Annotated in this window: 24 protein-coding genes and 1 riboswitch; of the genes, 12 read left to right on the forward strand and 12 right to left on the reverse strand. The window is 68.0% G+C overall.

Annotated elements, in window-relative coordinates:
• Positions 1 to 47: 47 nt before the first annotated feature.
• Complete coding sequence (locus tag MFF07_RS03090) at positions 48 to 587, forward strand: GlcG/HbpS family heme-binding protein (protein WP_187272442.1); 540 nt, start codon at positions 48 to 50, stop codon at positions 585 to 587.
• On the opposite strand, the gene MFF07_RS03095 is transcribed toward MFF07_RS03090, so the two are convergent.
• The 5 genes from MFF07_RS03095 to MFF07_RS03115 all read right to left on the reverse strand — a co-directional run bounded on the left by MFF07_RS03095 (position 563) and on the right by MFF07_RS03115 (position 5,592).
• Positions 563 to 1,333, reverse strand: a complete 771-nt coding sequence (locus MFF07_RS03095) for a thiamine phosphate synthase (protein ID WP_444543599.1) — start codon at positions 1,331 to 1,333, stop codon at positions 563 to 565. The two genes, MFF07_RS03090 and MFF07_RS03095, sit on opposite strands and share 25 nt — an antisense overlap.
• On the reverse strand, positions 1,330 to 2,133 hold the full coding sequence (locus MFF07_RS03100; RefSeq protein ID WP_147815038.1) for a thiazole synthase: 804 nt from the start codon (positions 2,131 to 2,133) through the stop codon (positions 1,330 to 1,332). The genes MFF07_RS03095 and MFF07_RS03100 overlap by 4 nt, the downstream gene beginning before the upstream one ends.
• Before the next feature lie 23 nt (positions 2,134 to 2,156).
• A complete protein-coding gene (gene thiS, locus MFF07_RS03105; protein ID WP_147815040.1) occupies positions 2,157 to 2,366 on the reverse strand; it encodes a sulfur carrier protein ThiS in 210 nt (69 codons plus the stop codon).
• Positions 2,363 to 3,586, reverse strand: a complete 1,224-nt coding sequence (thiO, locus tag MFF07_RS03110; RefSeq protein WP_147815042.1) for a glycine oxidase ThiO — start codon at positions 3,584 to 3,586, stop codon at positions 2,363 to 2,365. The genes thiS and thiO overlap by 4 nt, the downstream gene beginning before the upstream one ends.
• Before the next feature lie 68 nt (positions 3,587 to 3,654).
• Positions 3,655 to 3,776, reverse strand: a riboswitch (TPP riboswitch).
• 469 nt (positions 3,777 to 4,245) lie between these two features.
• On the reverse strand, positions 4,246 to 5,592 hold the full coding sequence (locus MFF07_RS03115) for an adenylate/guanylate cyclase domain-containing protein (protein WP_238230637.1): 1,347 nt from the start codon (positions 5,590 to 5,592) through the stop codon (positions 4,246 to 4,248).
• 364 nt (positions 5,593 to 5,956) lie between these two features.
• Between MFF07_RS03115 and MFF07_RS03120 the strand changes: the two genes are divergently transcribed.
• On the forward strand, positions 5,957 to 6,319 hold the full coding sequence (locus MFF07_RS03120) for a hypothetical protein (protein WP_147815046.1): 363 nt from the start codon (positions 5,957 to 5,959) through the stop codon (positions 6,317 to 6,319).
• Between the two features lie 155 nt (positions 6,320 to 6,474).
• Here the strand turns inward: MFF07_RS03120 and MFF07_RS03125 are convergent, their stop codons facing one another.
• Complete coding sequence (locus MFF07_RS03125) at positions 6,475 to 7,491, reverse strand: helix-turn-helix domain-containing protein (RefSeq protein ID WP_147815048.1); 1,017 nt, start codon at positions 7,489 to 7,491, stop codon at positions 6,475 to 6,477.
• Positions 7,492 to 7,700: 209 nt separating this feature from the next.
• Here MFF07_RS03125 and MFF07_RS03130 point away from each other — a divergent pair, with 209 nt between their 5' ends.
• Together MFF07_RS03130 and MFF07_RS03135 are read left to right on the forward strand one after the other, a co-directional pair.
• Positions 7,701 to 8,705 carry a helix-turn-helix domain-containing protein gene (locus MFF07_RS03130; RefSeq protein WP_147815050.1) on the forward strand — a complete coding sequence of 335 codons (1,005 nt, stop codon included), beginning with the start codon at positions 7,701 to 7,703 and terminating at the stop codon, positions 8,703 to 8,705.
• The gene (locus tag MFF07_RS03135; protein ID WP_238230640.1) at positions 8,702 to 9,982 is read left to right on the forward strand and encodes an MFS transporter; all 1,281 of its coding nucleotides are present in this window, start codon (positions 8,702 to 8,704) and stop codon (positions 9,980 to 9,982) included. The genes MFF07_RS03130 and MFF07_RS03135 overlap by 4 nt, the downstream gene beginning before the upstream one ends.
• A gap of 56 nt (positions 9,983 to 10,038) precedes the next feature.
• Here MFF07_RS03135 and rpoD read toward each other — a convergent pair whose 3' ends face one another.
• Both rpoD and dnaG read right to left on the reverse strand, forming a co-directional pair.
• Positions 10,039 to 12,045 carry an RNA polymerase sigma factor RpoD gene (rpoD, locus tag MFF07_RS03140; RefSeq protein ID WP_147815054.1) on the reverse strand — a complete coding sequence of 669 codons (2,007 nt, stop codon included), beginning with the start codon at positions 12,043 to 12,045 and terminating at the stop codon, positions 10,039 to 10,041.
• 159 nt (positions 12,046 to 12,204) lie between these two features.
• The gene (dnaG, locus tag MFF07_RS03145; RefSeq protein ID WP_147815136.1) at positions 12,205 to 14,142 is read right to left on the reverse strand and encodes a DNA primase; all 1,938 of its coding nucleotides are present in this window, start codon (positions 14,140 to 14,142) and stop codon (positions 12,205 to 12,207) included.
• A 124-nt stretch (positions 14,143 to 14,266) separates the two neighbouring features.
• On the opposite strand from dnaG, the gene MFF07_RS03150 reads away from it, so the two are divergent.
• Together MFF07_RS03150 and MFF07_RS03155 are read left to right on the forward strand one after the other, a co-directional pair.
• Complete coding sequence (locus MFF07_RS03150) at positions 14,267 to 15,250, forward strand: SMP-30/gluconolactonase/LRE family protein (RefSeq protein ID WP_147815056.1); 984 nt, start codon at positions 14,267 to 14,269, stop codon at positions 15,248 to 15,250.
• Positions 15,251 to 15,412: 162 nt separating this feature from the next.
• Positions 15,413 to 15,661 (forward strand): pilus assembly protein PilZ, encoded by a 249-nt coding sequence (locus tag MFF07_RS03155; protein ID WP_147815058.1) that lies wholly within the window; start codon positions 15,413 to 15,415, stop codon positions 15,659 to 15,661.
• Positions 15,662 to 15,739: 78 nt separating this feature from the next.
• Here the strand turns inward: MFF07_RS03155 and MFF07_RS03160 are convergent, their stop codons facing one another.
• From MFF07_RS03160 to MFF07_RS03170, 3 genes are all read right to left on the reverse strand, one after another.
• The gene (locus tag MFF07_RS03160; protein WP_147815060.1) at positions 15,740 to 16,204 is read right to left on the reverse strand and encodes a GatB/YqeY domain-containing protein; all 465 of its coding nucleotides are present in this window, start codon (positions 16,202 to 16,204) and stop codon (positions 15,740 to 15,742) included.
• Between the two features lie 70 nt (positions 16,205 to 16,274).
• Positions 16,275 to 16,589: a BrnA antitoxin family protein gene (locus MFF07_RS03165; RefSeq protein ID WP_147815062.1), complete on the reverse strand. Its 315-nt coding sequence runs from the start codon at positions 16,587 to 16,589 to the stop codon at positions 16,275 to 16,277.
• Entirely contained in the window at positions 16,576 to 16,851 is a 276-nt protein-coding gene (locus MFF07_RS03170) for a BrnT family toxin (protein WP_147815064.1), read from the reverse strand. Before MFF07_RS03170 ends, MFF07_RS03165 begins: the two co-directional genes overlap by 14 nt.
• Before the next feature lie 188 nt (positions 16,852 to 17,039).
• Here MFF07_RS03170 and carA point away from each other — a divergent pair, with 188 nt between their 5' ends.
• Together carA and MFF07_RS03180 are read left to right on the forward strand one after the other, a co-directional pair.
• Positions 17,040 to 18,269, forward strand: a complete 1,230-nt coding sequence (gene carA, locus MFF07_RS03175; protein ID WP_147815066.1) for a glutamine-hydrolyzing carbamoyl-phosphate synthase small subunit — start codon at positions 17,040 to 17,042, stop codon at positions 18,267 to 18,269.
• 177 nt (positions 18,270 to 18,446) lie between these two features.
• Positions 18,447 to 18,824, forward strand: a complete 378-nt coding sequence (locus MFF07_RS03180; RefSeq protein WP_147815068.1) for a hypothetical protein — start codon at positions 18,447 to 18,449, stop codon at positions 18,822 to 18,824.
• A 64-nt stretch (positions 18,825 to 18,888) separates the two neighbouring features.
• On the opposite strand, the gene MFF07_RS03185 is transcribed toward MFF07_RS03180, so the two are convergent.
• A complete protein-coding gene (locus MFF07_RS03185; RefSeq protein WP_147815070.1) occupies positions 18,889 to 19,332 on the reverse strand; it encodes a pseudoazurin in 444 nt (147 codons plus the stop codon).
• Between the two features lie 307 nt (positions 19,333 to 19,639).
• On the opposite strand from MFF07_RS03185, the gene carB reads away from it, so the two are divergent.
• The 4 genes from carB to MFF07_RS03205 all read left to right on the forward strand — a co-directional run bounded on the left by carB (position 19,640) and on the right by MFF07_RS03205 (position 25,411).
• Positions 19,640 to 23,113: a carbamoyl-phosphate synthase large subunit gene (gene carB / locus MFF07_RS03190; RefSeq protein ID WP_147815072.1), complete on the forward strand. Its 3,474-nt coding sequence runs from the start codon at positions 19,640 to 19,642 to the stop codon at positions 23,111 to 23,113.
• Positions 23,114 to 23,237: 124 nt separating this feature from the next.
• A complete protein-coding gene (gene greA / locus MFF07_RS03195; protein WP_187272443.1) occupies positions 23,238 to 23,714 on the forward strand; it encodes a transcription elongation factor GreA in 477 nt (158 codons plus the stop codon).
• A 1-nt stretch (position 23,715) separates the two neighbouring features.
• Entirely contained in the window at positions 23,716 to 24,246 is a 531-nt protein-coding gene (locus MFF07_RS03200) for a hypothetical protein (protein ID WP_238230642.1), read from the forward strand.
• Positions 24,247 to 24,379: 133 nt separating this feature from the next.
• A complete protein-coding gene (locus tag MFF07_RS03205; protein WP_373322227.1) occupies positions 24,380 to 25,411 on the forward strand; it encodes a mitochondrial fission ELM1 family protein in 1,032 nt (343 codons plus the stop codon).
• Positions 25,412 to 25,446: the final 35 nt, after the last annotated feature.

Here is a 25,446-nt window from a genome sequence, read left to right on the forward strand (position 1 = left end):
ATGCATCCCGTGCAAGAGACCGGAAGGTCTTGGCCCGAGGAAACACCATGCGTCCGATCGACTTCGCCGTGGCGACACTCGTCCTCGCGATCGGCACGGGGTCCGTCTGCGCCCACCAGCCGGCGCCCGCCGCACCCAATCTTCCCGAAAAGATCCCGTTCGGCGTCCCCTACGGCGCGCCGGTCGGCCTTGAACAGGCCCGTGCGATCGTGTCGGCCACGCAGGCCGAGGCGGAGAAGCGCGGCTGGCCGATGAGCATCGCCGTCGTTTACACGCATGGCGACCTCGTCCATTTCGCCCGGATGGATGGCGCGCAACTCGCCTCGGTCGGCGTCTCCCAGCGCAAGGCCCGGACGGCGGCGCGCTGGCGGCGCGAGACGCGGGTGTTCTTCGAGGCCTACGCCAAGGGGCCGCCGATCTACGGCACGCTCGATCCCGAGCTTGCCGCCTCGCCCGGCGGCATTCCGCTAATCGTCGACGGCAAGCTGATCGGCGCGGTCGGCTGCTCCGGCGGGACGAGCGACCAGGACGTCGGTCGTGTGTCAGGCGGGGATCGACGCCCTCAAGTGAGCGGGTGCAGGGCCTGAAGGTAGCGCCGCGTTGCGGCAGCCGGATCGGCCGCGCGCATGATCCCACCCATCACCGCAATACCGGCGGCGCCCGCTTCGCGGCAGGCCACCGCATGCTCGGGTGCGATGCCGCCGAGCGCGACCACGGGCAGGCCGATGGCGGCGGCTTCGTGCAACCCGTCGAGCCCGAGTGCCGGGCCGTAGCCCGGCTTGCTCGCGGTCGTGAAGATCGGGCTCAGCGTGGCGTAGTCGGCGCCGGCCTCTCTAGCGCGGCGAACGTCGCCGAGGCTGTGAGCGGAAACGCCGACGACGAACGCTTCTCGCCCCCTGCCTTTCCGCCGAGGAGCCTCATCCGTCATTGCGAGCGTAGCGAAGCAATCCAGGGCCGACACGCCGACGCCAGTGCGTTGGCCCTGGATTGCTTCGACTTCGCCTCGCAATGACGGCTCGAGGTCTACTGCTCGATCGCCGAACGCGTCGGCGGATTTCGGTACGAGCTCCAAGTACGCAGCGCCGAGTTGAACCCCATCCGCATCGATCTCGGCAGCCAAAACCGCGTCGCCGCCGATCGTCAGCCGGCCGCCGGCGGTGCGCACGAGGGCGAGCAGTTCTAACGCCAGATCACGCCGTGTCGCCGGCTCCAGGTCCTTGTCGCGAAACCAGATCCAGCGCGCGCCCCCGTCGAGCACCGCCCGGACCGTCTCGACGAGCGGCCGCGCCGACCCGTGGCGGTCGGTGACGACAAGCAGCGGCGATGGGATCAAGATCCGACGAGGCCGAGCTGCGGGCTCGAAGGCTCGGCGCGGCCCCGGCGCGGGATGCGTCCGGCGAGATGGGCCAGCCGTCCTGCCTCGACGGCGTGACGCATGGCGGCTGCCATCCGCACCGGATCGTCCGCCTTGGCGACCGCCGTGTTGATCAGGCAGGCCGCCGCACCGAGCTCCATGGCAATCACCGCGTCGGACGCCGTGCCGATGCCGGCATCGACGATGACCGGCACCGGGGAGCGGCGGCAGATCAGTTCGAGATTGGCCGGGTTCGCCACGCCCATGCCGGAGCCGATCAGCGAGCCCATCGGCATCACGGCGGCGCAGCCCATGTCGGCAAGCCGCTCGCAGATCACCGGATCGTCGTTGCAATAGGGCAGCACCGTGAAGCCGTCGTCCACGAGGTGGCGGCAGGCCTCCATCAGCTCGACGACGTCGGGATAGAGCGTCTCGCGGTTGCCGATGACCTCGACCTTGATCCAGGTCGTGTCGAGGGCTTCGCGGGCGAGCTCAGCGGTCATGATCGCGTCGCGGGCGGTCTCGCAACCCGCCGTGTTGGGCAGGAAGCGCTTGCCCTTGAGCTTCTGGAAGGTGTCCGAGCCGTGGCCCTGCAGCGAGACGCGGCGGATCGAGGCGGTGACGACCTCGGCGCCGGAAGCGCGCACGGAATCCGCCATGATGCCTTGGCTCGGGTAGCCGGCCGTGCCGATGAACAGCCGCGAGGCGAGTTTCTGGCCCGCGATCTCGAGGAGATCGTCGCCGGCTTGCGCTGCGAGATTCGTATCGTGATGGGCCATGGAAGAACCCTTCTTTCCTGCGTTCAGCCACCCTGCATGGCGCGGACGATCTCGATGCGGTCGCCCTCGCTCAGCGGGGTTTCGGCCCAATCCGTCCTGCGCACGACCCGGCCGTTGAGGGCGATGGCGATGCCTTCCGCCGGCAGAGCCCGTTCCTCGGCCTCGATCGCGAACAAGGCCGCGACGTTCCCGGCCTCGTGCTCGCGCGGCTCGCCGTTGACGATCAACTTCATGCGCCGGCCCTCTGGCGGCGCTCGTCTTCCGCCTGCACGAACCGCGCGAGGCCGAAGCCGCGGCAGACATCCGGCAGCGTCCCTGTCTCCACCAAATCGACCACTGCGTCGGCGGTCGCCGGGGCCAGGAGATAGCCGTTGCGGTGGTGGCCGGTGGCGATGACGAGGCCGTTCGGCAGGGCATCGACGATGGGGGCGTCGTCGTCGGAGGTTGGGCGGAATCCGCTCCAGACAGCCTCGACCTCCATCTCCTCGACACCCGGCAGAACCTGGCGCGCACCCTCCAACAGGGCGAAGAGTCCGCCCGCGGTGACGCCGTCGCGAAAGCCGCAATCCTCCACCGTGGCGCCGACGATGAGGGAGCCATCTCCTTTCGGGGCCATGTGAATCTGCTCTGTCCAGACCATGTGCGCCAGGGTGCCGGTGCGCTTCGTCGTCTTCAGCGCGAGGGACTGTCCCTTGATCGGCCGCACCGGCAGAATGAGCCCATTCGGCAGCAGACCGCCCTGCCCGCTCCAGGCACCGGTAGCGAGGATCACGGTGTCGGCTGCGATGCTGCCTTGGCTCGTCACGATGCCTGACGTGCGTTCGCCGCGATAGGCGACGTGATCGACGGCGAGACCCTCGACGATGCCGACCCCGGCCGCGTCGCAGGCCCGCACCAGCGCCTGCATGACGAGCCGCGGATCGACCTGGGCATCGCGCGGGCAGAAGATCCCAGCGGTCACGTTCGGCCGCAGCAGCGGTTCGCGGGTGCGGACCTGCGGGCCGGAGAGCCATTCGGCGGCGACGCCCGAGCGGCGCTGGAGATCGTGGCGGAAGCGGAGCCGTTCGACCTCGTCGCGGCCGATGGCGAGCACCAGGGTGCCCTCCTCCCGGTAATCGATGCCGACGCCCGACGCCTGCTGCAACGCATCGCGAAACGCGGGCCAGCGGCGGAGGCTGTCGAGCGCCAGCGGCAGGAGCAGGTCGGAGCCGGGCTCGTGCTCGGCGGCCGGCGCCAGCATGCCGGTGGCGGCGAGGCTCGCCCCGGCGCCGACGGTGTCGCGCTCGATCACCGTGACGGAGCGGCCGGTGCCCGCGAGCCGCCAGGCGATCGACAGGCCGATCAACCCGCCGCCGACCACGACGACATCGGCGTGCTCCGGCAGCGCGGCCGGGCGCGGACGCAGGCCGGAATCGCGTCGAAGACCGATCGGGGATGTCAGGACAGCCGACACGAGGCCTCCACGGTTGCCCGCAAGGAATGGTGCCGCGCGCTTCGGTGAAGCTGGGGCATCTGTCGAAAAAGACACCCGCGGTCCAATCCCTACGCCGGTATGAGCCGGATCAGGTTCGAAGGATTTCCGCGCTGCCGTGAGGCGACTAGCGGTGTCTCAGCCCCTTGTCGGGGATCTCCCTGGAATGCTGCTGATGTGGGCCGGGATGCAGGAGAGGTCAATCCCCGCGCCGATCGTCGCGATTCTTAAAATCCGTGCGGTTCCGGCGAGATCTACGTGGAGGCCGTGGCGATCCCGGGCGGCCGTCTCGGCACGGGCCTGCTCGGGATGTCGTTCCTGTCGCGGTTGCGGAATTTCAGCGTGGCCGGCGCGCGGATCACGCTACGGGGGTAGCGAGCCGACAGCGCGGATCAGACCAGGGTGGGCAGCAGACTGACCCACGACGTAGCATTCAATGTCGAAGAGGTCAGAACAAGCAGCCTTTATAGGCGTGTTCGCTCTCACCGAATGTAGCGCCTCCCAATACAGCTTTTGGCTGACGGGCGCGGTTACGCTTTAATCCACACTGCGGACCCCTCGTTCGGGTAGCCGAACCACATCATCATCCGCACCAGATGCGACCCTGTCGTACTGTGTGCAGACTGACGCTCCGAAGAGAATCAATCCGCGTCCTGCGCCAGCGCCGCCGCGATCACCATGCCCGGCGGTGAGCCGCGATCGGCGCCCTGGCCGAGCGAGGCCTTGGCCGCCCTCTTCCGGCCCGGCCGGTAGACCTCCATCGGCTCCGAAAATCCGTCGAGGCCGTGCTCGCCAAGGGATTCCGGGTCGCCCCAGAGGAAATCGACGAACGGCTTCGACATCAGAAGTGGCTCGCCCAGCGTCCGGTTCAACCGCGAGAGGCGGCTGGCGAGGTTCACGTCGCGGCCGATCACGGTGAAGTCGAGCCGGGTGCCCGACCCGACATTGCCGTAAGCGGCCTCGCCGTGGTGGAGCGCGATGCCCGCCGCCACCGGCTTGCCGCCGAAGCGGTCGAGGGCGTTGGCCTCGGCCAGCGCCTCGAGCGCACCCTGCGCCGCCGTCAGCGCGCCCTTGGCCGCGCCGCCGAGGTCGTCGCCGGGTTCGCGGAAGATCGCGAGCAGGCCGTCGCCGAGATATTTCAGGACCTCGCCGCCCTCGCGCTCGATCGCCGGCACGAGGCAATCGAAGAAATGGTTGAGGAGCTCGACCGCTTCCTCGGGTGTCAGGTCGGCCGAGAGGCGGGTGTAGTCGCGCATGTCGGCGAACAGGATCGCCGAGCGGATGCGCTTCACCTGTCCGCGCCGAATGTCGCCCGAGAGAATCGCCCGGTGTGGCTCGTCGCCGACATAGATCCGAAGCACCTGGTCGAGTTGCTTGTTGACGATCCGCATCTCCATCACCGCGGCCAGCGCCGGCATGATGAAGCGCAGGATCGCGATGTCCTCGTCGGCGAATCCGTCCTTCGCCCGGGTTGCGAGGGTGAGGCCGTTATGGGTGCCGTTGGTAAAGAACACCGGCACGACGACGTAGGCCGTGTAGCCCTCGGCCTTCAGCTCCGGGATGATCGAGAACAATCCGTCATCGGTCTCGGCCAGATCGAGGATCAGCCACTCGCCGCTCTGGTGGACGGCGTGGAACGGGCTCTCGCGATAGGCCGCGTCCGAAGCCTCGCCGTGCGGAAACAGCCGCACCGTGGTGCCCGCCTCGCGGGACCAGACCCGGCCGACGCCCGAATATTCCGAATGCAGGGTGTCGATCGCGGTGGAGGCACGGTCGACGGGCACGCCGACATCGATCAGGCGTTGCGCCAATCCCGACAGCAGGTCGCTGGCATTTTGCAGCCGCGCGCCCTCGCCCAGCAGCCAGTCGCGGATGCCCACGCTCTGCTGGATCGCGCCGAACGGAACGTCCTGCGCCTCGGAGCCGTCGGCGAAGGCGGTGGGAGCGAGCGCTTTCGGTGGCTGCTGCGTGGCGTCCTCGTCGAGCATATGGCCAAGGTGGGTGCGGCGCAGGGCAAAGCAAGGTTTGCAGGATGGATCGTGTCGCGATGCGAACGCAAGCGGGTGACAACCTCGGGTAGACCTGCCGGCTGCCTGATCGCGTGCCTCGACATAGCCCGAAATCGTCCGGCCGCCGACAGCCAATTTTCATGGACGCGTCGTGCCGGACTCCCAAGGTGCCGCCAGGGCTCTACCGCGGCCTTCAAGCCTGTGGACTGAGATGCCGGATCAAGACTTTGGGACGCTGGGACAATGCAACCCCGGGGCCGCCGCCCTAACGAGCTTTTGCGAGGTTCAACAGATCGGGTTTGCCCGAGGGTCCTTCGCCTTCGAACTCCCGGGACTATTCCTAATGCCGAATTCCGTACTTCGTCTCACCGCTCTAGCCGTGATTTTCGCTCCGAGCCTCGCCATGGCCCAGGCCCAGCAGGACTTCACGCTCGTCAACCGCACCGGCTACCAGATCGACGAAGTCTATGTCGGGCCGGTCAGCAGCTCCGAGTGGGGCAAGGACGTGATGGGCAAGGAAGCGATCGACGACGGCGAGAGCGCCGACATCAGCTTCCAGGGCGGCGGCGGCTGCAAGTGGGACATCCGGGTCGTCTACAACGATGGCGACGCCGCGGAATTCCACAACGTGAACCTCTGCAACATCAGCAAGGTCAGCCTATTCTGGAACCGCAAGGCCGGCACCACGCGCGCGGTCGCCGAGTAATACCGAAAGGCGATGAGCCCGGCTCATCGCCTTTCGGCCGCGCGACGGCGGCCGTCCGCCGGACGCGCCGATCGGCCGGTCTCGACGCACAGCGCTAGGGTTGCCTGCCCCTGAGGGTCCGATGCCGTGGGGGCGGCATCGGACCCTCAGGGGCTTCAAAGCTCCTTGAACCAGTCCTCGATGACGGCCCCGGATGCGGGGAGCACGACGCGGACGCCAGCGCGCGCCTTGTCGCGCAGGGCGGCAGGCGAATAGCCGAACGCGTCCTGGAAGGCCCGCCGAAAACTGCGCTCCTGCCGGAAGCCGAAGCGCGCCGCGATCTGCACGACCGGCACGTCGACCATGCGCCGCGAGGCGATCTCGCGGTGCGCCCGCGCGAGACGCAGCCGGCGGATGGTGGCGGCGACGTCGCCCGTCGCGCTCATGAGGCGATACAGCCGGGAGCGCGACAGGGCGAAGGCCCGACAGATCATGTCGGGTCCGAGATCCGGATCGGAGAGATGTTCTTCGACATAGCGCCGGATGTCCTTCGCTGTCTCGACGTTCTCGTCGGCGCCGGCCGGCTGCAGGGGCGGCGCTCGGTTGAGACAGGTCGCGAGGAGTTGCAGGCAACTGCGGCCGGCCATCGCCGCCTTGGCCGGCGCCAGCGATTCGGGCAGGTCGATCAGCGCACGCGTATGCGCGCCAACGATCAGAGCCTCGGGCGAGTCCGGCTTGAACACCCGCCCGTCGAAAGGATCGACCGGCCCCAGCGCCGTTTCGAGCAGCGTGCGGGGAAGCACGATCGCGTTGAAGGTGACGCCCTCCAGTGTGTAGTCGGCCGGGCTCGACAGCTTCGTGATCATGAGCGACCCGATCCCGAAATCCATCCTTCGCCGTCCGCAGGTGCCGTAGCCACGGCCCGCTTCCATGACGTTGATGAAGACATGGTCGAGACCGACGCGCTCGGCCGCCGCCTTCGTCCGAACGAGACGGAAATCGCTCGCCGTGATGCGCCCGACCATCACCGGCCCCAGGCGCCGCCACAGGCTTTCGCTCGTGAAACGCTCGGCCTCCTCGGGCGTCATCTGGATCTCTCCCGACGTCCCCATGGCCTCCTGCCAGGCGGCCCTGCGATAGGCGGCGTCGCCGTCCGAGAGCCGGATGGAATGCCTGACGATGGTCGCCGTCATCAACGCTGTTCTTCCGGATGCGGGCCGTCGCCGCGGTGGCGATCGTCACGGTCAATTCGTCTCGATTTTTTGCACAGTCAAGACGGATCGTCCGGTGCCCGCAAAACGGCGTTGACGGCGCCACGCGGCTGAAACACCCTTTCAATATAAGGGACTAAGCGCTCTTCCGCACTTGCGGACAAGACCGGCAGGCCGTCAGGATCTCACGCGTGGCCACCCCCTCCTTCACATTCGCGTCCGAGACCGAAACGACGGGCTTCGAGGCCTATCGCGACCTCTACGCGGCCGGCTCCGACGTCGCGGCGACCGGTGCTCCGTTCCATGCGCGGGTCGACGGTCACCGCTTCGAGCAATTGCTGCTGTTCGAGCGCCGTCTGGCCGGTGTCGCGCATAGCCGGAACCCCGCTCGGGTGCGGCGGGACGACTTCGACCACTTCACGCTCCAACTCCTCTGCGACGGAACCTTCCAGGGCGGGCCGATCGGCAGCGAGTTGGCGTTGGCACAGGGTGACATCATCCTGTTCGACATGACCCGGCCGCAGCGGACCCTGGCCGAGGGCGCGCATTTCCTGACGGTCGCGCTGCCGCGCGACGTCGTCGAAACGGTCGCGCCGCATGCCGGGAAGTTCCACGGCACCATCCTGCCGCGGGCCAATACGGGACTTCTCGGCGATCTGCTCCGATCGCTGGCACGCCGCCGCGATACGGTTCCGGCGCATTCCGCCGTGCATGTCTCGCGGGCCGTCGCCGAGTTTCTGGCGATCGCGATCGGTACCGATGCGCCCGGCGCGGCGGTTCCGCCGGCGCGGCTGACGGCGATGCGGTTGGAGCGCGCGCAAGCCTTCATCGACGCCCGCCTGGGCGATTCTCGGCTCGACGCGGCCACGATCGCCTCGGGCATCGCGGTCTCCCGCAGCGTGCTCTATCGGCTGTTCGCGCCGGCCGGCGGCGTCGCCCAGTACATCCTGAACAAGCGGCTCGAGCAGATGCGGGCGGCCCTGCGCCATTCCACCGAGAGCCGAAGCGTCTCGACGCTGGCCTACGATTTCGGCTTCTCCAGCGAGAGCCATTGCAGCCGCGCCTTCCGCACGGCCTACGGCCTGCCGCCGGGCCGTTATCGCGCCGAGACGGGCGGTGGGCGCACCACCAGCCCGGAAGATCCGGGCGTCGGCGCCAAGGCCCTGATGGTTGACTGGGTGAGCAAGCTGTATTGAGCCGGTCTTCATCGGACCGGGGAGGCTGGCCTCTGGTCGCCCTCCTGGCCGCCACCCAGCTCGCGGCCTCCAGCGACCGCTTCCTGCTGACATTGGTGGCGACGCCGGTGAAGGCAGCCCTGTCCCTGAGCGATACGCAGCTCGGGCTACTGCAGGGCTCGGCCTACGCCCTGCCCTTCGCCCTCGTCTCACCGCTCCTCGGCCTGCTCGTCGACCGCGGCCATCGCCGCCGCCTGCTGCTCGCCGGCATCCTGCTGTGGAACGTGTCGCTCCTCGCCTTCGGACTCGCGACCGGGTTTCCGGCTCTGCTGGCGAGCCGGTTCGTCCTCGGCCTCGGTCAGGCCTGCATCCTGCCGGCCGCCCTCTCGCTGATGGCGATCCGGCTCGGCCGGAACCGGCTCGGCCGTGGTGTCTCGCTGCTCACCACGGGCTCCAGCCTCGGCCGCAGCGTCGCGCTGCTGGCGGGGGGCGCATTGCTCGGATGGCTGACGGCGCGTGGGTCCGCCGATCTGCCGGTCCTCGGCCGGCTGGCACCGTGGCAGACGCTGTTCGTCCTCGCCGTCCTGCCGAACCTCGTCCTCGCGGCGATGCTGCTGCGCATCCGCGAGGTGCCCGCCTTGTCCGCGCCGGTGCCCCGGATGAAATCCCTCGGTTGGATCCGGCGGCGCTGGCGGGCCTACCTGCCCCATGCCGCCGCGGCGACGGCCTCGGTGCTGATGATCCAGACGCTGGCCGCCTGGGCGCCGACCTTCTACGTACGCGCCTTCGGCTTCACCCCGGCCGAGAGCGGCATGGCCCTGGGGCTGATCGCCCTCCTGGCGGCCCCGTGCGGGCATCTGACGGGTGGCGCCCTCCTCGACCGCATGCGCCGTGCCGGCGATGCCGCGGCCGCCTCGCGGCTGCTCGCCCTGGCCCTGGTCCTGACGGTGCCCGCGACCGTGGTGATGAGCCTTTCGCCGGGCCTCGTTAGCTCGCTCTCGGGATTCGCAGCCCTCGTCGCCGTGTTCGGCTTCGCCAGCCCACCGGGCCTCGGCGGCATCCAGCTCCTGACGCCGCGTTCCCTGCGGGGCGGGGTGAGTGCGTTCTTCCTTGCCACCGTGACCCTCGTGGCCACCGGCACGGGACCGCTCATCGTCGGCATGCTGAACGATGCCGTCTTCGGACTGGCCGGGGTCGGCCACGCGCTGCTCGCGGTGTTTTCGGTCACGGCCGTCCTCGGCACCGGGGCCGCCGTCGCGGCCACGCGCGCCTGGACGCTGCCGGCGCGCCGCCCCTGAACGAAAAAACCCTCCTTGCCGGGCAAGGAGGGTTTTGGTCGGATCGGCCATCCGGCTCAGTTGTCGAGGAAGCTCCGCAGCTTCCGCGACCGGCTTGGATGCTTGAGCTTGCGCAAAGCCTTCGCCTCGATCTGACGGATGCGCTCGCGTGTCACCGAGAACTGCTGGCCGACCTCTTCGAGAGTGTGGTCGGTGTTCATGCCGATGCCGAAGCGCATGCGCAGCACGCGCTCTTCGCGCGGCGTCAAAGAGGCCAAGACCCGCGTCGTCGTCTCGCGAAGGTTCGACTGGATCGCCGCATCGATCGGCAGGACGACGTTCTTGTCCTCGATGAAGTCGCCGAGGTGGCTGTCCTCCTCGTCGCCGATGGGCGTTTCGAGGGAGATCGGCTCCTTGGCGATCTTCAAGACCTTTCGGACTTTCTCCAGCGGCATGGCCAGCTTCTCGGCCAGCTCCTCCGGGGTCGGCTCGCGGCCGATCTCGTGCAGCATCTGGCGCGAGGTCCGCACGATCTTGTTGATCGTCTCGATCATGTGGACCGGGATGCGGATGGTCCGCGCCTGGTCGGCGATCGAGCGGGTGATCGCCTGACGGATCCACCACGTGGCGTAGGTGGAGAACTTGTAGCCGCGGCGGTACTCGAACTTGTCCACCGCCTTCATCAGGCCGATGTTGCCCTCCTGGATCAGGTCCAGGAACTGCAGGCCGCGGTTGGTGTACTTCTTGGCGATCGAGATCACGAGGCGGAGGTTCGCCTCGATCATCTCCTTCTTGGCCTGACGGGCTTCGCGTTCGCCCTTCTGGACCATGTTGACGATCTTGCGGTACTCGCCGATCTGCAGGCCCGTCTCGGAGGCGAGCGTCAGGATCTGCTCGCGTAGATCCGCGACCTGCCGGCCGCCCTTCTCGACGAAGTTCTTCCAGCCCTTGCCGCCGAGCGCGCCGACACGCTCCATCCAGTTCGGATCGAGCTCCCAGCCCTGGTAATGGCGCAGGAACTCGTCGCGGGCGACGCCGTGATTCTCGGCGGCGCGCATCAGGCGGCCCTCGTGCGAGATCAGGCGCTTATTGATGTCGTAGAGCTGCTCGACCAGCGCCTCGATGCGATTGGCATTGAGCGAGAGCGACTTCACGTCGGTGACCACGACGTCCTTCAGTTCGGACTGCTTCTTCTCCTGGGCCGGCGTCGAGTTCTCGCCGGAGACCTGGCGCTCGTTCGACTCGTTCTGGAGCTTGCGCAGCTTGCGGTAATTGCCGGCGATCGCATCGAAGATCTCGAGGACGCGCGGCTTGATCTCCAATTCCATCGCGGCGAGCGAGACGTTGTTTTCGAGATCGTCCTCGTCGTCGCCCTCGGGCGGCTGCGGCCCTTCGGGCTCGGCCTCCTCGGTCTCCTCCGCGCCCTCGGCTGCGACCTGCGGCGCGGTCTTGGCATCCGGGCCGGCATAGGTGGCTTCGAGGTCGATGATGTCGCGCAGCAGGACCTTGCCGTCGACGAGCTCGTCGCGCCAGATGATGATGGCCTGGAAGGTCAGCGGGCTCTCGCAGAGGCCCGCGATCATGGCCTCGCGGCCGGCCTCGATGCGCTTGGCGATCGCGATCTCGCCCTCGCGGGAGAGAAGCTCCACCGAGCCCATCTCGCGCAGGTACATGCGCACGGGATCGTCCGTGCGGTCGGTCGGCTCCTTGGTGGTGGTGGCCGCCACGGTCACGGCACGTGCCGTCGGCGCGACTTCCGCGACCTCGCCGCCCTCGGAGGCTTCCTCGTCCTCGGCCGCCTCGCCGTTCGGCTTCTTCTCGGCCGTGGTCTCCTCGGTCTCCTCGCTCTCGATGACACGGATGCCCATGTCGTCGAGCTGCGCCAGCACGTCCTCGATCTGATCGCCGTCGACCTGCCCGTCGGGCAGGACTTCGTTGATCTCATCGTGCGTGACATAGCCGCGCTTCTTCGCGAGCTTGACCATACGCTTGACGGCGGCATCGGTCAGATCGAGGAGAGGGCCGTCCGTCTGTTGCTCCTGAGCGACGTCGGTCTCGTCCCGCTCGGTTGCCTTCGTTGCCATGCTCAGCCTATGTTTTCGTGGCAGCCGCACCGGACGCGATCGGACGCGTTTCCCCGGTACTGGCCGCAATACGGATGCCGATCGTCACCGGCAGATTTCAGTCGGTCTACGCATCGCTGCTTGACCGACCGTTAACCATGCGCAGCGATGTTCCGCGCGTCACAGTGTCGAACTTTCATCCGTTTCCGGATCCTCCGCCTCGGCATCGGCCCCTGCGATCACCGCCAGACGTTCTTTGACGTCGCAGAGCCAAGCAAAATTGGCCTCGGTTTCATCGTCGACAAGGGCACGTTCAGCTTGGCGAAGTTCGCTATTTAGCGTTCCGGCCTTGCGGTGCAAGATCACAGCCTGCCGGAGAGTCGTTTCGAGCCGTGCAGGATCCACATGCGGATCGAGCGCCCAGCGGTCTCCGGGCCTCACCAGAGCCGCCAGACGCGCCGCCGCGTCGGTCAATCCGGCCCGGTCCAGACGGGAGGCCATGATCTCGGAATCCGACGTCGTGTCGTCGGCGGCACGGTCGAGCAGGACTCCGCGCAGGAGCTGTGCGTCCGGGTTGTCCAGCTCCAGTTCCGAGAGCGCCTCTTCCTCGATGCCCAGGAGTTCGGGGTGAACGAGGAGGCTCGACACGATCATCGCCTCGCGTTCGCGGAAGGCGCTGCCCCGCGGCGGGGGCGTGGCGCTCGACAACAGCGGGCTGAACTTGAAGTCGATGCGCGGCGACGGCGGCGGGTCGCCGGGGCGCGGACGCCGGCGGAACGTCTCGCCGCCCTGCCGGTTCGAGGATCCGCCCTGTCGGTAGTTTCCGCGCTCGCCGCGGCCCCCTGCCCCGCCGCCGGAGAGCCCGCGCAGGCGGTCCTCGATGTCGTCCCGGTAGAACCGGCGCACGGTCTCGTCGCGGATTCCCGAGACGGCCTCGCGCAGGGTCCGGGCCATGCCGGCCCGGCGCTCCGGGGTGTCGAGCGGGCCGGCCTCGCTCTCGCGCGCCCACAGCATCTCGACCAACGGGCGCGCGCCCTCCAGCACGGCATCGATCGCGGAAGCGCCACCCGAGCGCAGCAGGTCGTCCGGGTCCTGCCCCTGGGGCAGCATGGCGAAGCGCAGCGACTTGCCCGGCTCCAGCATCGGCAACGCCACGTCGAGCGCCCGGAACGCCGCCTTCTGGCCGGCCTTGTCGCCGTCGAAGCAGAGGATCGGCTCGTCGCCATGGCGCCAGAGCAGCGCAAGCTGGTCCTCGGTGAGCGCCGTGCCGAGCGGCGCGACCGTCTCGGCATGACCCGCGAGCGTCATCGCGATGACGTCGACATAGCCCTCGACTGCGATGATGGTGCCGCGGTCATGCGCGGCCTTCCGCGCGGCGTTCAGGTTGTAGAGCATCCGCCCCTTGTGGAAGAGCGGCGTCTCCGGCGAGTTCAGGTACTTGGCCTTGGCGTCCGCCTGCATGGCGCGCCCGCCGAAGGCGACGACGCGGCCGCGGATGTCGGTGATCGGGAAGATCACGCGGTCGCGGAACTTGTCGAACGGCACGGCCACGCTCTCGCTCGTGGCGAGCAGGCCGAGTTCGAGCATGAGCTCCTTCTCGACACCCTTGCCGGCGAGATGGTCGCGAAGCGCGTAGCGCTCGCTCGTCGCGTAACCGAGGCGGAACTGCCGGCGTACCCCCTCCCCCAGCGCCCGCCGGTCGAGATAGTCGCGCGCCTGGCCGCCCCGTTGGCTCTTCAGCTGCTCCTCGAAATAGACGGCGGCGAGTTCCATCACCTCGAGCGCGCCCTTGCGCTGCTCTTCCGCCCGCTCGGTCTCGGGCGAGGGTTTCGGCAGGACGACGCCGGCTTCGCTGGCCAGCCGTTCCACGGCCTCGGGGAAGCTGAGCCCCTCCGTCTCCATCAGGAACTTGAAGACGTCGCCGTGCTTGCCGGAGGAGAAGCAGTGGTAGAACTGCTTCTGGTCGTTCACGTAGAAGGACGGCGTCTTCTCCGCGTTGAACGGCGAGAGCCCGCGCCATTCGCGGCCGGCTTTCTTCAGCCGTACCCGCCGGCCGACGATGTCCGACGCGGGCAGCCGCTGGCGGATCTCTTCGAGGATGTGAGGCGGGTATCGCAACGGAGTCCGGTCGCGGATCTTTTCGGGAGTGTCGGGACCAGGCATGATACCGCATCGACCCGGCCCGAGTCTCAACCGTCTCGCAGGACCGGAGCGAAGCCGTTCCGAAGGCGCTGGCCGGGCCATGGCCGACCCGATCCATCCACAATCTCTCCACAGGCGTGCACTGCTCGGCGCAGGCCTGCTTACGCTGCTGCCCCGGCCCTTGCGCGCGGAAGCCCCGGCCGCGAGCGACGGGCTCGCGGAGGTGCTGGCGCCGGGCGCGCGGGTCGAGACGCTCTACGAGGGCGGGCGCTGGTGCGAGGGGCCGGTCTGGGTGAAGCGGCTCGGCGGCCTCGTCGTCAGCGACGTGCGCAGCAATCGGATGCTGCTGGTCACGGAAAGCGGCACCCGGACCTTCCGCGAGCCCTCCGCCAATGCCAACGGCAACGCGCTCGACGGTGAAGGCCGGCTGATCACCTGTGAACACCGCAACCGTCGCGTCGTGCGCGAGGAGCCTGACGGGCGCCTCACCGTGCTGGCTGAGAGTTTCGAAGGCCAGCCGTTGAACTCGCCGAACGACGTGGTGGTCGCCCGCGACGGGGCGGTCTGGTTCACCGATCCGACCTACGGCATCGACAATCCGGAGGAAGGCATCACGCGCTCCTCCGAGCAGCGGGCCCGCTTCGTGTTCCGGCTCGATCCAGGCGGCCGCCTCGATGCGGTCGCCGACGGATTCGTGCAACCGAACGGCCTCGCCTTCTCGCCGGACGGGCGGGTGCTCTACGTCGGCGAGTCGAGTGGGAGCCAGAACCCCGGCGGCAGGAGCGAGATCCGCGCCTTCGACGTCGGCGATGGTGGCCGTCTGACCCGCGAGCGGGTGTTTTCGACGGTCGTCGACGGCGTGCCGGACGGGCTCAGGATCGACGCGCAGGGCCGGGTGTTCGCAGGAACCGGCAGCGGCGCGCGGGTCTGGCGGCCAGACGGCACGCCGCTCGGCACGATCCCGACGCCCGGCCCGTGCGCCAACATCGCCTTCGGCGGCCCCGACGGCCGGCGGTTGTTTCTGTGCGCAGGCCCCAGCGTCCTTGCCGTGAACCTGAAGGTTCGTGGCGCAGGCTTCAGTTGATGCGACCTCCGGACGGCCGAGCCTCGGCTTTGCCTCAGCCGGGCCCCGAAAAACGTTGGCGGATCTGTACGCGACGACCGTCTCGCAGGATTGCGGTGTACCCGCCGCACGTTTTGTTAAGCTGAGACTGCAACCGTACCGGCCTTCTCTCGGACGCCCGCCATGACCGACAATCGCCGGTTGGAGACTCGCAAGAACGCCTTCCGCTTCGGATCGCTGCAGTTCCACGGACTGTCGTCCGAACTCGACTGCCTCGTCTGGGACGAATCCGAAGGCGGCGCCATGATCGAGGTCTCCACGCCGGAGCCGATCCCGGATCGACTCACCCTGACGACCGGCCCGCACCGGCGTCCACGCACCTGCATCGTCGTGCGCCGCGAGGGGCGCCGGCTCGGGGTGTTGTTCGAGTAGGCCCGTCCGCAGCCGGACACCGATAGGAACCACCGCCGCGACCACGGGCGGGGACCGGCAGCAGCCGCTCAGGGACCGTCACTTCCCGGCAAGCGCCTCCTTCACCAGTCCGCTGGCCTTCGAGAAATCCATCTGGCCGGCATACTTGCCCTTCAGCACGGCGATGACCTTGCCCATGTCCTTCGGGCCGGCGGCGGCGGTCTCGGCCACGGCGGCCGCGATGGCGGCGCGGGTCTCGGCCTCGTCCATCTGCTGCGGCAGGAACGTCGCGATGATCGCGACCTCGGCGCGTTCGCCCTCGGCGAGTTCGGGCCGGCCGCCCTGCTCGTAGACGCTCGCAGCTTCCGTGCGCTGCTTGATCATCTTCTGCAGAAGCGAAAGGATCTCGGCCTCGTCGATCTGGCCGGTGCCGTTGCCCGACACGCGCGCCTCGATGTCCTTGTCCTTCAGCGCGGCCTGGATCATCCGGACGGTCGAGAGCTTCTGCTTCTCGCCGGCCTTCATGGCCGCTTTCATCTCGGCGGTGAGGCGCTCGCGCAGCATGGTCGGTTCCTGTCGGCTCGTTGGGCGAAACGGCGGTGCCTATACGCTTCGCGAAGCAGCCGCCAGCGTTTCAGGCCGTGGGCAGGTTTGGCGCGGCTAGCCGCAGCGCTTCGTTCATCCGCGACTGCCAGCCCGGCCCACTCGCCTTGAAGCGCTCCAGCACGTCCCGGTCGATGCGCAAGGATACGAGCTGCTTGGTCGGCGCCTTCTGGGCACCGCGCGACTTTCGCAGTTTTTCCGCGAGTTCGGGGAAGACTTCGGCGAACGGGCGCGCGGCCTTGAAGTCGTCCTCGGTCCATTCGGGATTCTCCGACACTTCGTCCCAGTCCTCTTGCGTGTAGGCTGGGTTCGGAACGTAGCCGGGCGCGTGCTTAGGAGCGTTCATGCAGACGGACCTCCGAGGGGTTGGCGCGGCGGAAACTGACGATCGACAGGGCCTCCGAACCGAGCGGCGAGACGATCGCCGCCGTGACAATGCGGCCTTCGAAGAGACCGATCAGTTTGAAGCGGCTGGGCCCCGTGCGCCTCGGGCGTGTTTCGTGAACGGTGCAGCCGTCGAGGTCGAACCCGTCCTCGAACTCCGCGAGATCCAGCCCGTGCTTGGCGAGGTTCGCGAGGCGCTTCGGCTCGTCCCAGACGATCAACATGCGGATCGATACGATCTCGTGGCTCTCGGAGCAAGCAAATCGTAGCTACGCAATGCAGTGTGCACCACCCCCTCGTCCCACCACGTTGCCCGCATGCGCCCGGATCGTTATGTGCAGCGCAATCGCTCGCCGCATGAATCCGCCCCGTGGGCGCCGGAATGCGGCCGACAGCCATCCGGATCCGATCGATGCTGCACGACGCCGCCGCTCCCGCGCGCCCCGCACCCGAGCCCTGGAGCGAGCCCCTCGCCACCGCCCTGCTCGTGCTCGCCGACGGCACCGTGCTGGAAGGATTCGGGATCGGACGTGAGGGCGTCGCCGACGGCGAGGTCTGCTTCAACACGTCGATGACCGGCTATCAGGAGATCCTGACCGACCCGTCCTATGCCGGCCAGATCGTGACCTTCACCTTCCCGCATATCGGCAATGTCGGCACCAACGACGAGGACCTGGAAAGCCTGGAGGCGGCCCCGGCCTCCGGCGTGCGCGGCGCGGTCATCGCCGCAGCCGTCACGCGGCCGTCGAGCTGGCGCTCCTCGTCGCATCTCGACGCTTGGCTGAAGGCACGCGGCATCACCGGGATCACCGGCATCGATACCCGCGCCCTCACCGCGCTGATCCGCGACCACGGCATGCCGAACGCGGTGATCGCCAACGACCCCTCCGGCAACTTCGACCGCGACGCCTTGAAGGCGCGGGCCGCCGCGCTCGCTCCGATGGAAGGCCTCGACCTCGTGCCGCCGGTGACGAGCCGCGAGCGCTCGACCTGGGGTGAGACCACATGGACGGTGAAGGGCGGCTACGGCACCCGCGCCGCCGGCGGAGATTCCTATCGGGTCGTCGCGATCGATTACGGCGTGAAGCGCAACATCCTGCGCCTGCTGGCCCAGGCCGGCTGCGACGTCACCGTGGTGCCCGCCACGACGAGCGCAGAGGACATCATCGCGCTGAAGCCCGACGGCGTGTTTCTCTCGAACGGCCCCGGTGATCCGGCCGCGACCGGTGCTTACGCGGTGCCGGTGATCCGGGAGTTGCTGGCGCAGCGGGTGCCGACCTTCGGCATCTGTCTCGGCCACCAGTTGATGGGCCTGGCGCTCGGCGGCCGCACCGTGAAGATGGGCCAGGGCCATCACGGCGCGAACCATCCGGTGAAGGACCACACCACCGGCAAGGTCGAGATCGTCTCGATGAACCACGGCTTCGCGGTCGATCCGAAAAGCCTGCCGGATACGGCCGTCGAGACCCATGTCTCGCTCTTCGACGGTTCGAATTGCGGCCTCTCGCTCACCGACCGTCCCGCCTTCTCGGTGCAACACCACCCCGAGGCCTCGCCCGGCCCACGCGACAGCCATTACCTGTTCGAGCGCTTCGTGAGCCTGATGCGTGAGAACAGGCCGGAGACTGTCCAGAAGGGATAGTGACGGATCGGTCACACGGGTCTTTCGTAGCCGGCGAGACCCGCCGAAAGCACGGTCTCGGCACCGTCCCGTCACAAAAAACCCCAGCTTCCCCGGCACCCAGAGCCCATCACGAGCCGGACGCGACACGTCGCAGAATCGCCGACCGGCAGGCTTCGGATCGATGGGGATTCCCGGATGACGTTCGACGACGCGCGCGACGACTTTTCGCGCCTGCATCGCCAGTTCACCCTGCATCTCGGCGTCGGTGTCGGCTTGGCATGGCTCACCGCGCTCTATGCGGCGGTGCATGCGCCTTGGGTGCGCAACATCCGCGCCCTGATCGAGCCTGCGGCCGGCACGGCGCGGGTCGAGAGCACGCTCTCCTATCTGTTCGTGATGCCCGCCGTGCTGACGCTCGCGTGGCTATCGGTCTATTTCGGCCGCGAGATGATGCGCCGCTTCCAGACCCTGCCGAACCAGACGCACGAATTCGCTGCTGCGGCGCTGGTCGCCTTCGGCGTGTTCTACCTCTCGATCGACAGGGCCATGGCCGCGCTCCACGCCGCATTCTGAATTCGTCGATCGCACGATGGCCGGGCCGAGGAATCGGCCCGGCTTTTTGCTGTCCGGACGCGCGTTACTTCGCTTCCGCCTTGGCCCAGAGCGGCTCGAAGCGCTGCTTGGCCATCTTGTTCTGGTCGAGGCCCTTGGCCTTCTCGAGATTCTCGAGGTTCGCGCCGACGGCGACCAGCGCCACCATGCCCATGATGTAGTGCGGCGAGCACTTGAAGCCGTAGACGCCTTCCTTCTCGAAGGTGACGGTCTCGTCCTTGCCGAGCGCGCCCTTCACGGGAGCGGTACCCTCCGGCGCCATGTTCTTGATGGTCTCGACGTTGTGGCCCTTGTCGGTCGCCACGAACTTCACCGAGTCGCCGGGCGCAATCTTCACGAAAGGCGGGTCGAAGACCATCATCCCGGCCGGGCCATTGTTCAGCATCTTGATCGTGACCTCGGCCGCCTGGGCCGATGCACAGGTCGCAGCGATCAGCGACGCTGCGAGAAACGTTCTGAAGGGCGTCATCCTTTTCCTCATAATAATTCTGAAATGATCCGGCGTCCATCGCCGAACTTTCATCTATTTGCTTTCGATGACTCGATCAAATCGGTCTCATTACTTAATAAATCGAATAATTATACTCTGAGCACCAGCCATGCGGCAGGCGCCTGACCGGGCCGTCCGCCACCCTTCCAAACCCTTGCGGCTGCGTGTAAACGCGGGGCCTGACGATCATCCCTGCGCCATCCCGCCTCGCACCTCGCCGACTCGTCGGCGGCGCGCGAGGGCGGATGCACGCGGCTGCAGCCCAGATTGCGACCCAAGGCGCCCGATGCCGAAACGCACCGACATCTCCTCGATCCTCATCATCGGTGCGGGCCCCATCATCATCGGGCAGGCCTGCGAGTTCGACTATTCCGGTACCCAGGCCTGCAAGGCGCTCCGCGAGGAGGGCTACCGGATCGTGCTGGTGAATTCGAACCCGGCGACGATCATGACCGACCCGGACATGGCCGACGCCACCTATGTCGAACCGATCACCCCGGAGATCGTTGCCAAGATCATCGAGAAGGAGCGCCCCGACGCCCTGCTCCCGACCATGGGCGGGCAGACGGCGCTGAACTGTGCGCTCTCGCTCAAGAAGATGGGCGTGCTCGAAAAGTTCGGCGTGCAAATGATCGGCGCCACGGCGGAAGCCATCGACAAGGCCGAGGACCGCAACCTGTTTCGCGAGGCCATGGCCAAGATCGGGCTGGAGACCCCGAGATCCGCGCTCGCCAACGCCTCGGCCGCCAAGAAGGCCGACCGCGACCGCTACCTCGCCGAGGTGGCCCGCATCGAGGCCGCGAACGGCGAAGGCCCCGCCCGCACGACGGCCCTGTCGGAATTCGAGCGGCAGTGGAACGGCGGCGAGAGCGACCGGCGCCGGCGCTACATCGAGCACGCGCTCGGCCAGGGCCTGATCGCGCTGGCCGAGATCGGCCTGCCGGCGATCATCCGGCCGTCCTTCACCATGGGCGGCACCGGCGGCGGCATCGCCTACAACCGCGAAGAGTTCCTCGACATCGTCGAGCGCGGTGTCGACGCCTCGCCGACCAACGAGGTGCTGATCGAGGAGAGCGTGCTCGGCTGGAAGGAGTACGAGATGGAGGTCGTCCGGGACAAAGCGGACAACTGCATCATCATCTGCTCCATCGAGAACATCGATCCGATGGGCGTCCACACCGGCGATTCCATCACCGTTGCCCCGGCCCTGACGCTCACCGACAAGGAGTATCAGGTGATGCGCGACGCATCGCTCGCGGTGCTGCGCGAGATCGGCGTCGAGACCGGCGGCTCGAACGTGCAGTTCGCCATCGACCCGGCCACCGGCCGGATGATCGTCATCGAGATGAACCCGCGCGTCTCGCGCTCGTCGGCGTTGGCGTCCAAGGCCACCGGCTTCCCGATCGCCAAGGTCGCGGCCAAGCTCGCCGTCGGCTACACCCTCGACGAGATCGCCAACGACATCACCGGCGGCGCCACCCCGGCCTCGTTCGAGCCGACGATCGACTACGTCGTCACCAAGATCCCGCGCTTCGCCTTCGAGAAATTCCCGGGCGCCGAACCGACGCTGACCACCGCCATGAAGTCGGTCGGCGAGGCCATGGCTATCGGCCGCTGCTTCGCGGAATCACTGCAGAAGGCGCTGCGCTCGCTGGAGACCGGCCTGACCGGCCTCGACGAGATCGAGATCGAGGGTCTCGGCAAGGGCGACGACCACAACGCGATCAAGGCCGCGATCGGCACGCCGACGCCGGACCGCCTGCTGAAGGTCGCGCAGGCGCTCCGCCTCGGCGTCAGCCACGAGGAGGTCCACGCGTCCTGCAAGATCGACCCGTGGTTCCTCGAGCAGCTGCAGGCGATCCTCGATCTCGAATACCGCGTGAAGGCCCACGGCCTGCCGACGACCCCGGCGGCGTTCCGACAGCTCAAGGCCGCTGGCTTCTCGGATGCGCGGCTCGCCGTGCTCACGAACGCGGAAGAGGGTGACGTGCGCGCCAAGCGCCGTGCGCTCGGCGTCCGCCCGGTCTTCAAGCGCATCGATACCTGCGCCGCCGAGTTCAAGGCGCCGACCGCCTACATGTACTCGACCTACGTCGCCCCCTTCGCCGGCACCGTCGTCGACGAGGCCCGGCCGACCGACGCCAAGAAGATCATCATCCTCGGCGGCGGTCCGAACCGGATCGGCCAGGGCATCGAGTTCGACTATTGCTGCTGCCACGCCTGCTACGCGCTGTCGGAGGCCGGCTACGAGACCATCATGGTTAACTGCAACCCGGAGACGGTCTCGACCGACTACGACACCTCGGACCGGCTCTATTTCGAGCCGCTGACCGAAGAGGACGTACTCGAGATCATCGAGACCGAGCGGCAGGCCGGGACGCTGCACGGCGTCATCGTCCAGTTTGGCGGCCAGACGCCGCTGAAGCTCGCCCGCGCCCTGGAGGCCGCCGGCGTGCCGATCCTCGGCACGTCGCCCGACGCCATCGACCTCGCCGAGGACCGCGACCAGTTCAAGCGGTTGCTCGACAAGCTCGGCATGAAGCAGCCGAAGAACGGCATCGCCTATTCGGTCGAGCAGAGCCGGCTGATCGCCTCCGAACTCGGCCTGCCCTTCGTGGTGCGTCCGAGCTACGTGCTGGGCGGCCGCGCCATGGCGATCATCCGCGACGAGGCGCAGTTCGCCGACTACCTCCTCGGCACCCTGCCGAGCCTGATCCCGTCCGACATCAAGCAGCGCTACCCGAACGACAAGACCGGCCAGATCAACACGGTGCTCGGCCGCAACCCGCTGCTGTTCGACCGCTACCTCTCCGACGCGGTCGAGGTCGACGTCGACGCGGTCTGCGACGGCGAGGACGTCTACGTTGCCGGCATCATGGAGCACATCGAGGAGGCCGGCATCCACTCGGGCGATTCCGCCTGCTCGTTGCCGCCACGCTCACTCTCGCCTGAGATCCTGGCCGAGTTGGAGCGCCAGACCAAGGCGATGGCACTGGCCCTCAAGGTCGGCGGCCTGATGAACGTTCAATACGCGATCAAGGACGGCGCGATCTACGTGCTCGAGGTGAACCCGCGGGCCTCGCGCACGGTGCCCTTCGTCGCCAAGGTCATCGGCGAGCCGATCGCCAAGATCGCGGCCCGGATCATGGCCGGCGAACGCCTGTCCTCCTTCGGCCTCAAGAAGAAGAAGCTCGATCACATCGCGGTCAAGGAAGCGGTGTTCCCGTTCGCACGCTTCCCCGGCGTCGACGTGCTGCTCGGCCCCGAGATGCGCTCGACCGGCGAAGTCATCGGGCTCGATGCCGGCTTCGGCGTCGCCTTCGCCAAGAGCCAGCTCGGCTCCGGCACCACCGTGCCGCGCTCGGGCAACGTCTTCGTCTCGGTGCGCGACGACGACAAGGCGCGGATCCTGGGGACGGTGCGGGCGCTGCACGAACTCGGCTTCGGCGTGATCGCCACGGGCGGCACACAGCGCTACCTCTTCGAGAACGGCATCCCGGCCGAGCGGACCAACAAGGTTCTGGAGGGCCGGCCGCACATCGTCGACGCCATCAAGAACGGCGACATTCAGCTCGTCTTCAACACCACGGAGGGTGCGGGAGCCCTCTCGGACTCCCGCTCGCTCCGCCGCACGGCCCTCTTGCATAAAGTGCCGTACTACACCACTCTCGCCGGAGCGATGGCGGCGGCCGAGGGAATTAAAGCCTACCTTGAGGGCGATCTCCAGGTCCGCGCCTTGCAGGATTACTTCGCGGCTTAGCCGTGTTGGCATCAGGTCCATTGAAATCCGGCCGCATGGGCGGTCCGGACGTTTTCTGTGTTTGGCCCGGAGGGAGCAGCCGCTCCCGGCCGGGCCTCTTCAATTGCGGCGTGAAACGATGGCGATAGACAAGGTTCCGATCACGGTGCGTGGCTTCGCGGCCATGGAAGAGGAGCTGAAGCATCGCCAGCAGGTGGAGCGCCCGCGCATCGTCGCGGCGATCTCCGAGGCGCGAGCGCATGGCGATCTCTCTGAGAACGCCGAGTATCATGCTGCCAAGGAGGCGCAGTCGCACAACGAGGGCCGCGTGCTCGAACTGGAGAGCATGATCGCCCGCGCGGAGATCATCGACGTCTCGAAGCTGTCGGGCGACAAGATCAAGTTCGGCGCCACGGTGAAGCTCATCGACGACGACACCGAGGAAGAGAAGACCTACCAGATCGTCGGCGAGCCGGAGGCGGACGTCCATGCCGGCCGCGTCTCGATCACGTCGCCCATCGCGCGCGCGCTGATCGGCAAAGGCGCGGGGGATACCGTCGAGGTCACCACACCGAGCGGCGGAAAATCCTACGAAGTCGTTGCGGTCAAGTACGGCGCCTGAAATGGGACGGGGCTCTGCCGTGATGCGGATGGCCGGCCGGATCGCCGGGGTGGCGATCCTCTGCCTGACGTTCGCTCAGGCGGCCGTCTTGCAGGCCGCGCCGGGCTTCGGCCGGATCGCATCCGTGCGGGTCGACGTCCGGCCGATGCTGGCCCTCGGCGGCGGAGCGCAGGCGGAGGCGCTGCGTGCGGACCTGACGGCCTCGCTCAGGCAGACCTTCGCCGACCGCATCGGCGGCCGCGGCCCGAGCCTCGTGGTCGTCGTGCGCAGCCTATCGCTGAACGCGTATGCGGGCGGCCAGGGGGACGGCGGCCGTGGCGGCCTCGGCGGCGGCGGATCGAACGATTATCTCGACGGCGAGGCGCTGCTCGTCGGCGCGGACGGTCAGGTCCTGGCCCGGCATCCGCAATTGTCCGTGCTGCCGTCGAGCTCCGGCGGGGCCTGGTACGATCCGGCCTCCGAGCGCCGCCGCATCGCCGCCATCGCCGAGCAATACGCCCAGTGGCTCGTACGCATGCTGCCGGTCGAGTGATACGGTCCTCGGATGCTACTTTCGGAAACCGCATCGTGCGGCCCGCGCGGCGCATGAGCGAAGCCGAAATCCGCATTGCGGAGCAATCGACCGGATTTCGCATGACCGGCCAAAGGGTTCGAGGGCGTATCCGGTGAGCCTGTGGACTGCCGAAGCCGACGGTGAGCCCCCGTTGCCCGATCTGTCGCGCGTGCCGACCTGGATCGTCACGGACGGCAAGGCCGGCGACGAGAACCAGTGCATCGGCATCGCCGAATGCCTGAGCCTGCCCTACGAGCTCAGGCGCATCACCTCCCGGCCGTTCGGCTGGACCGCCCCCTGGGGACCAATCGATCCGCGCGATGCGCCGGGTCGGCAGGGCGGCGCGCTGGCCGGGCCGCTGCCGGAGATCGTGATCTCATCCGGCCGCCGCGCCGTGCCCTACCTGCGCGCCCTGCGGCAGGCCTCGCGCAACCGCAGTTTCACGGCCTTCCTCAAGGACCCTCGAACCGGCCACGATTCGGCGGACTTCATCTGGGTGCCGGATTACGACGACCTGCGCGGACCGAACGTCTTCACCACCCTGACCGCCCCGCATCAGGTCTCGCAGGCCCGGCTACAGGCGGCCCGAGCGTCCCCCGATCCGCGCCTCTCGGTCCTGCCGTGGCCCCGGATCGCGGTCCTGATCGGCGGCGACAGCCGGCACCTGAGCTATCGCCCCGCCGACATGAAGCGGCTGGTAGGCCATCTCGCCACCATCGCCGATGGCGGCTCCTCGCTCATGCTCACCGTCTCGCGGCGTACACCGGAAGCGCTCCGCAAAGCCCTCGAGAGGCTGGTCGCCGACAAGGGCGGCTTCTTCTGGGACGGCGGCGGCGACAACCCCTATGTCGGCATGCTGGCCATCGCCGATCAGGTCGTCGTCACGTCGGATTCCGCGAACATGGTCGGCGAGGCGGCGAGCACCGGCGTCCCACTTCTTCTGTTCGACCTGCCGAAGACCTACATCAGGCACAGACGGATGTTCGCCGGGCTCGCCATGGCGGGCGCGCTCAAGCCCTTCGTCGGCCGCCTGGAGGGCCTGCAATACGCGCCCATCGACGCGACGCCCGAGATCGCTCAGGCGATGGCCAGGGCTTTCGTCGAACACGGCAAGCGAATCGCGGCCGCGCCGAACCCGAACTAGAGACGACACCCCGCGTCTGACCGGCCTGAAGGCCC

This window comes from Methylobacterium thuringiense, assembly GCF_022179645.1.
Taxonomy (GTDB): domain Bacteria; phylum Pseudomonadota; class Alphaproteobacteria; order Rhizobiales; family Beijerinckiaceae; genus Methylobacterium; species Methylobacterium thuringiense.

Coding starts and splice junctions, on each gene's coding strand:
- MFF07_RS03200 (WP_238230642.1), top strand. CDS start 23,716: ATGGGACGGGGCTCTGCCGTGATGCGGATGGCCGGCCGGATCGCCGGG.
- MFF07_RS03120 (WP_147815046.1), top strand. CDS start 5,957: ATGCCGAATTCCGTACTTCGTCTCACCGCTCTAGCCGTGATTTTCGCT.
- MFF07_RS03170 (WP_147815064.1), bottom strand. CDS start 16,851: ATGTTGATCGTCTGGGACGAGCCGAAGCGCCTCGCGAACCTCGCCAAG.
- MFF07_RS03150 (WP_147815056.1), top strand. CDS start 14,267: ATGGCCGACCCGATCCATCCACAATCTCTCCACAGGCGTGCACTGCTC.
- carA (WP_147815066.1), top strand. CDS start 17,040: ATGCTGCACGACGCCGCCGCTCCCGCGCGCCCCGCACCCGAGCCCTGG.
- rpoD (WP_147815054.1), bottom strand. CDS start 12,045: ATGGCAACGAAGGCAACCGAGCGGGACGAGACCGACGTCGCTCAGGAG.
- MFF07_RS03180 (WP_147815068.1), top strand. CDS start 18,447: ATGACGTTCGACGACGCGCGCGACGACTTTTCGCGCCTGCATCGCCAG.
- MFF07_RS03090 (WP_187272442.1), top strand. CDS start 48: ATGCGTCCGATCGACTTCGCCGTGGCGACACTCGTCCTCGCGATCGGC.
- thiS (WP_147815040.1), bottom strand. CDS start 2,366: ATGAAGTTGATCGTCAACGGCGAGCCGCGCGAGCACGAGGCCGGGAAC.
- MFF07_RS03165 (WP_147815062.1), bottom strand. CDS start 16,589: ATGAACGCTCCTAAGCACGCGCCCGGCTACGTTCCGAACCCAGCCTAC.
- MFF07_RS03115 (WP_238230637.1), bottom strand. CDS start 5,592: ATGCTCGACGAGGACGCCACGCAGCAGCCACCGAAAGCGCTCGCTCCC.
- MFF07_RS03125 (WP_147815048.1), bottom strand. CDS start 7,491: ATGACGGCGACCATCGTCAGGCATTCCATCCGGCTCTCGGACGGCGAC.
- MFF07_RS03155 (WP_147815058.1), top strand. CDS start 15,413: ATGACCGACAATCGCCGGTTGGAGACTCGCAAGAACGCCTTCCGCTTC.
- MFF07_RS03160 (WP_147815060.1), bottom strand. CDS start 16,204: ATGCTGCGCGAGCGCCTCACCGCCGAGATGAAAGCGGCCATGAAGGCC.
- MFF07_RS03185 (WP_147815070.1), bottom strand. CDS start 19,332: ATGACGCCCTTCAGAACGTTTCTCGCAGCGTCGCTGATCGCTGCGACC.
- MFF07_RS03100 (WP_147815038.1), bottom strand. CDS start 2,133: ATGGCCCATCACGATACGAATCTCGCAGCGCAAGCCGGCGACGATCTC.
- carB (WP_147815072.1), top strand. CDS start 19,640: ATGCCGAAACGCACCGACATCTCCTCGATCCTCATCATCGGTGCGGGC.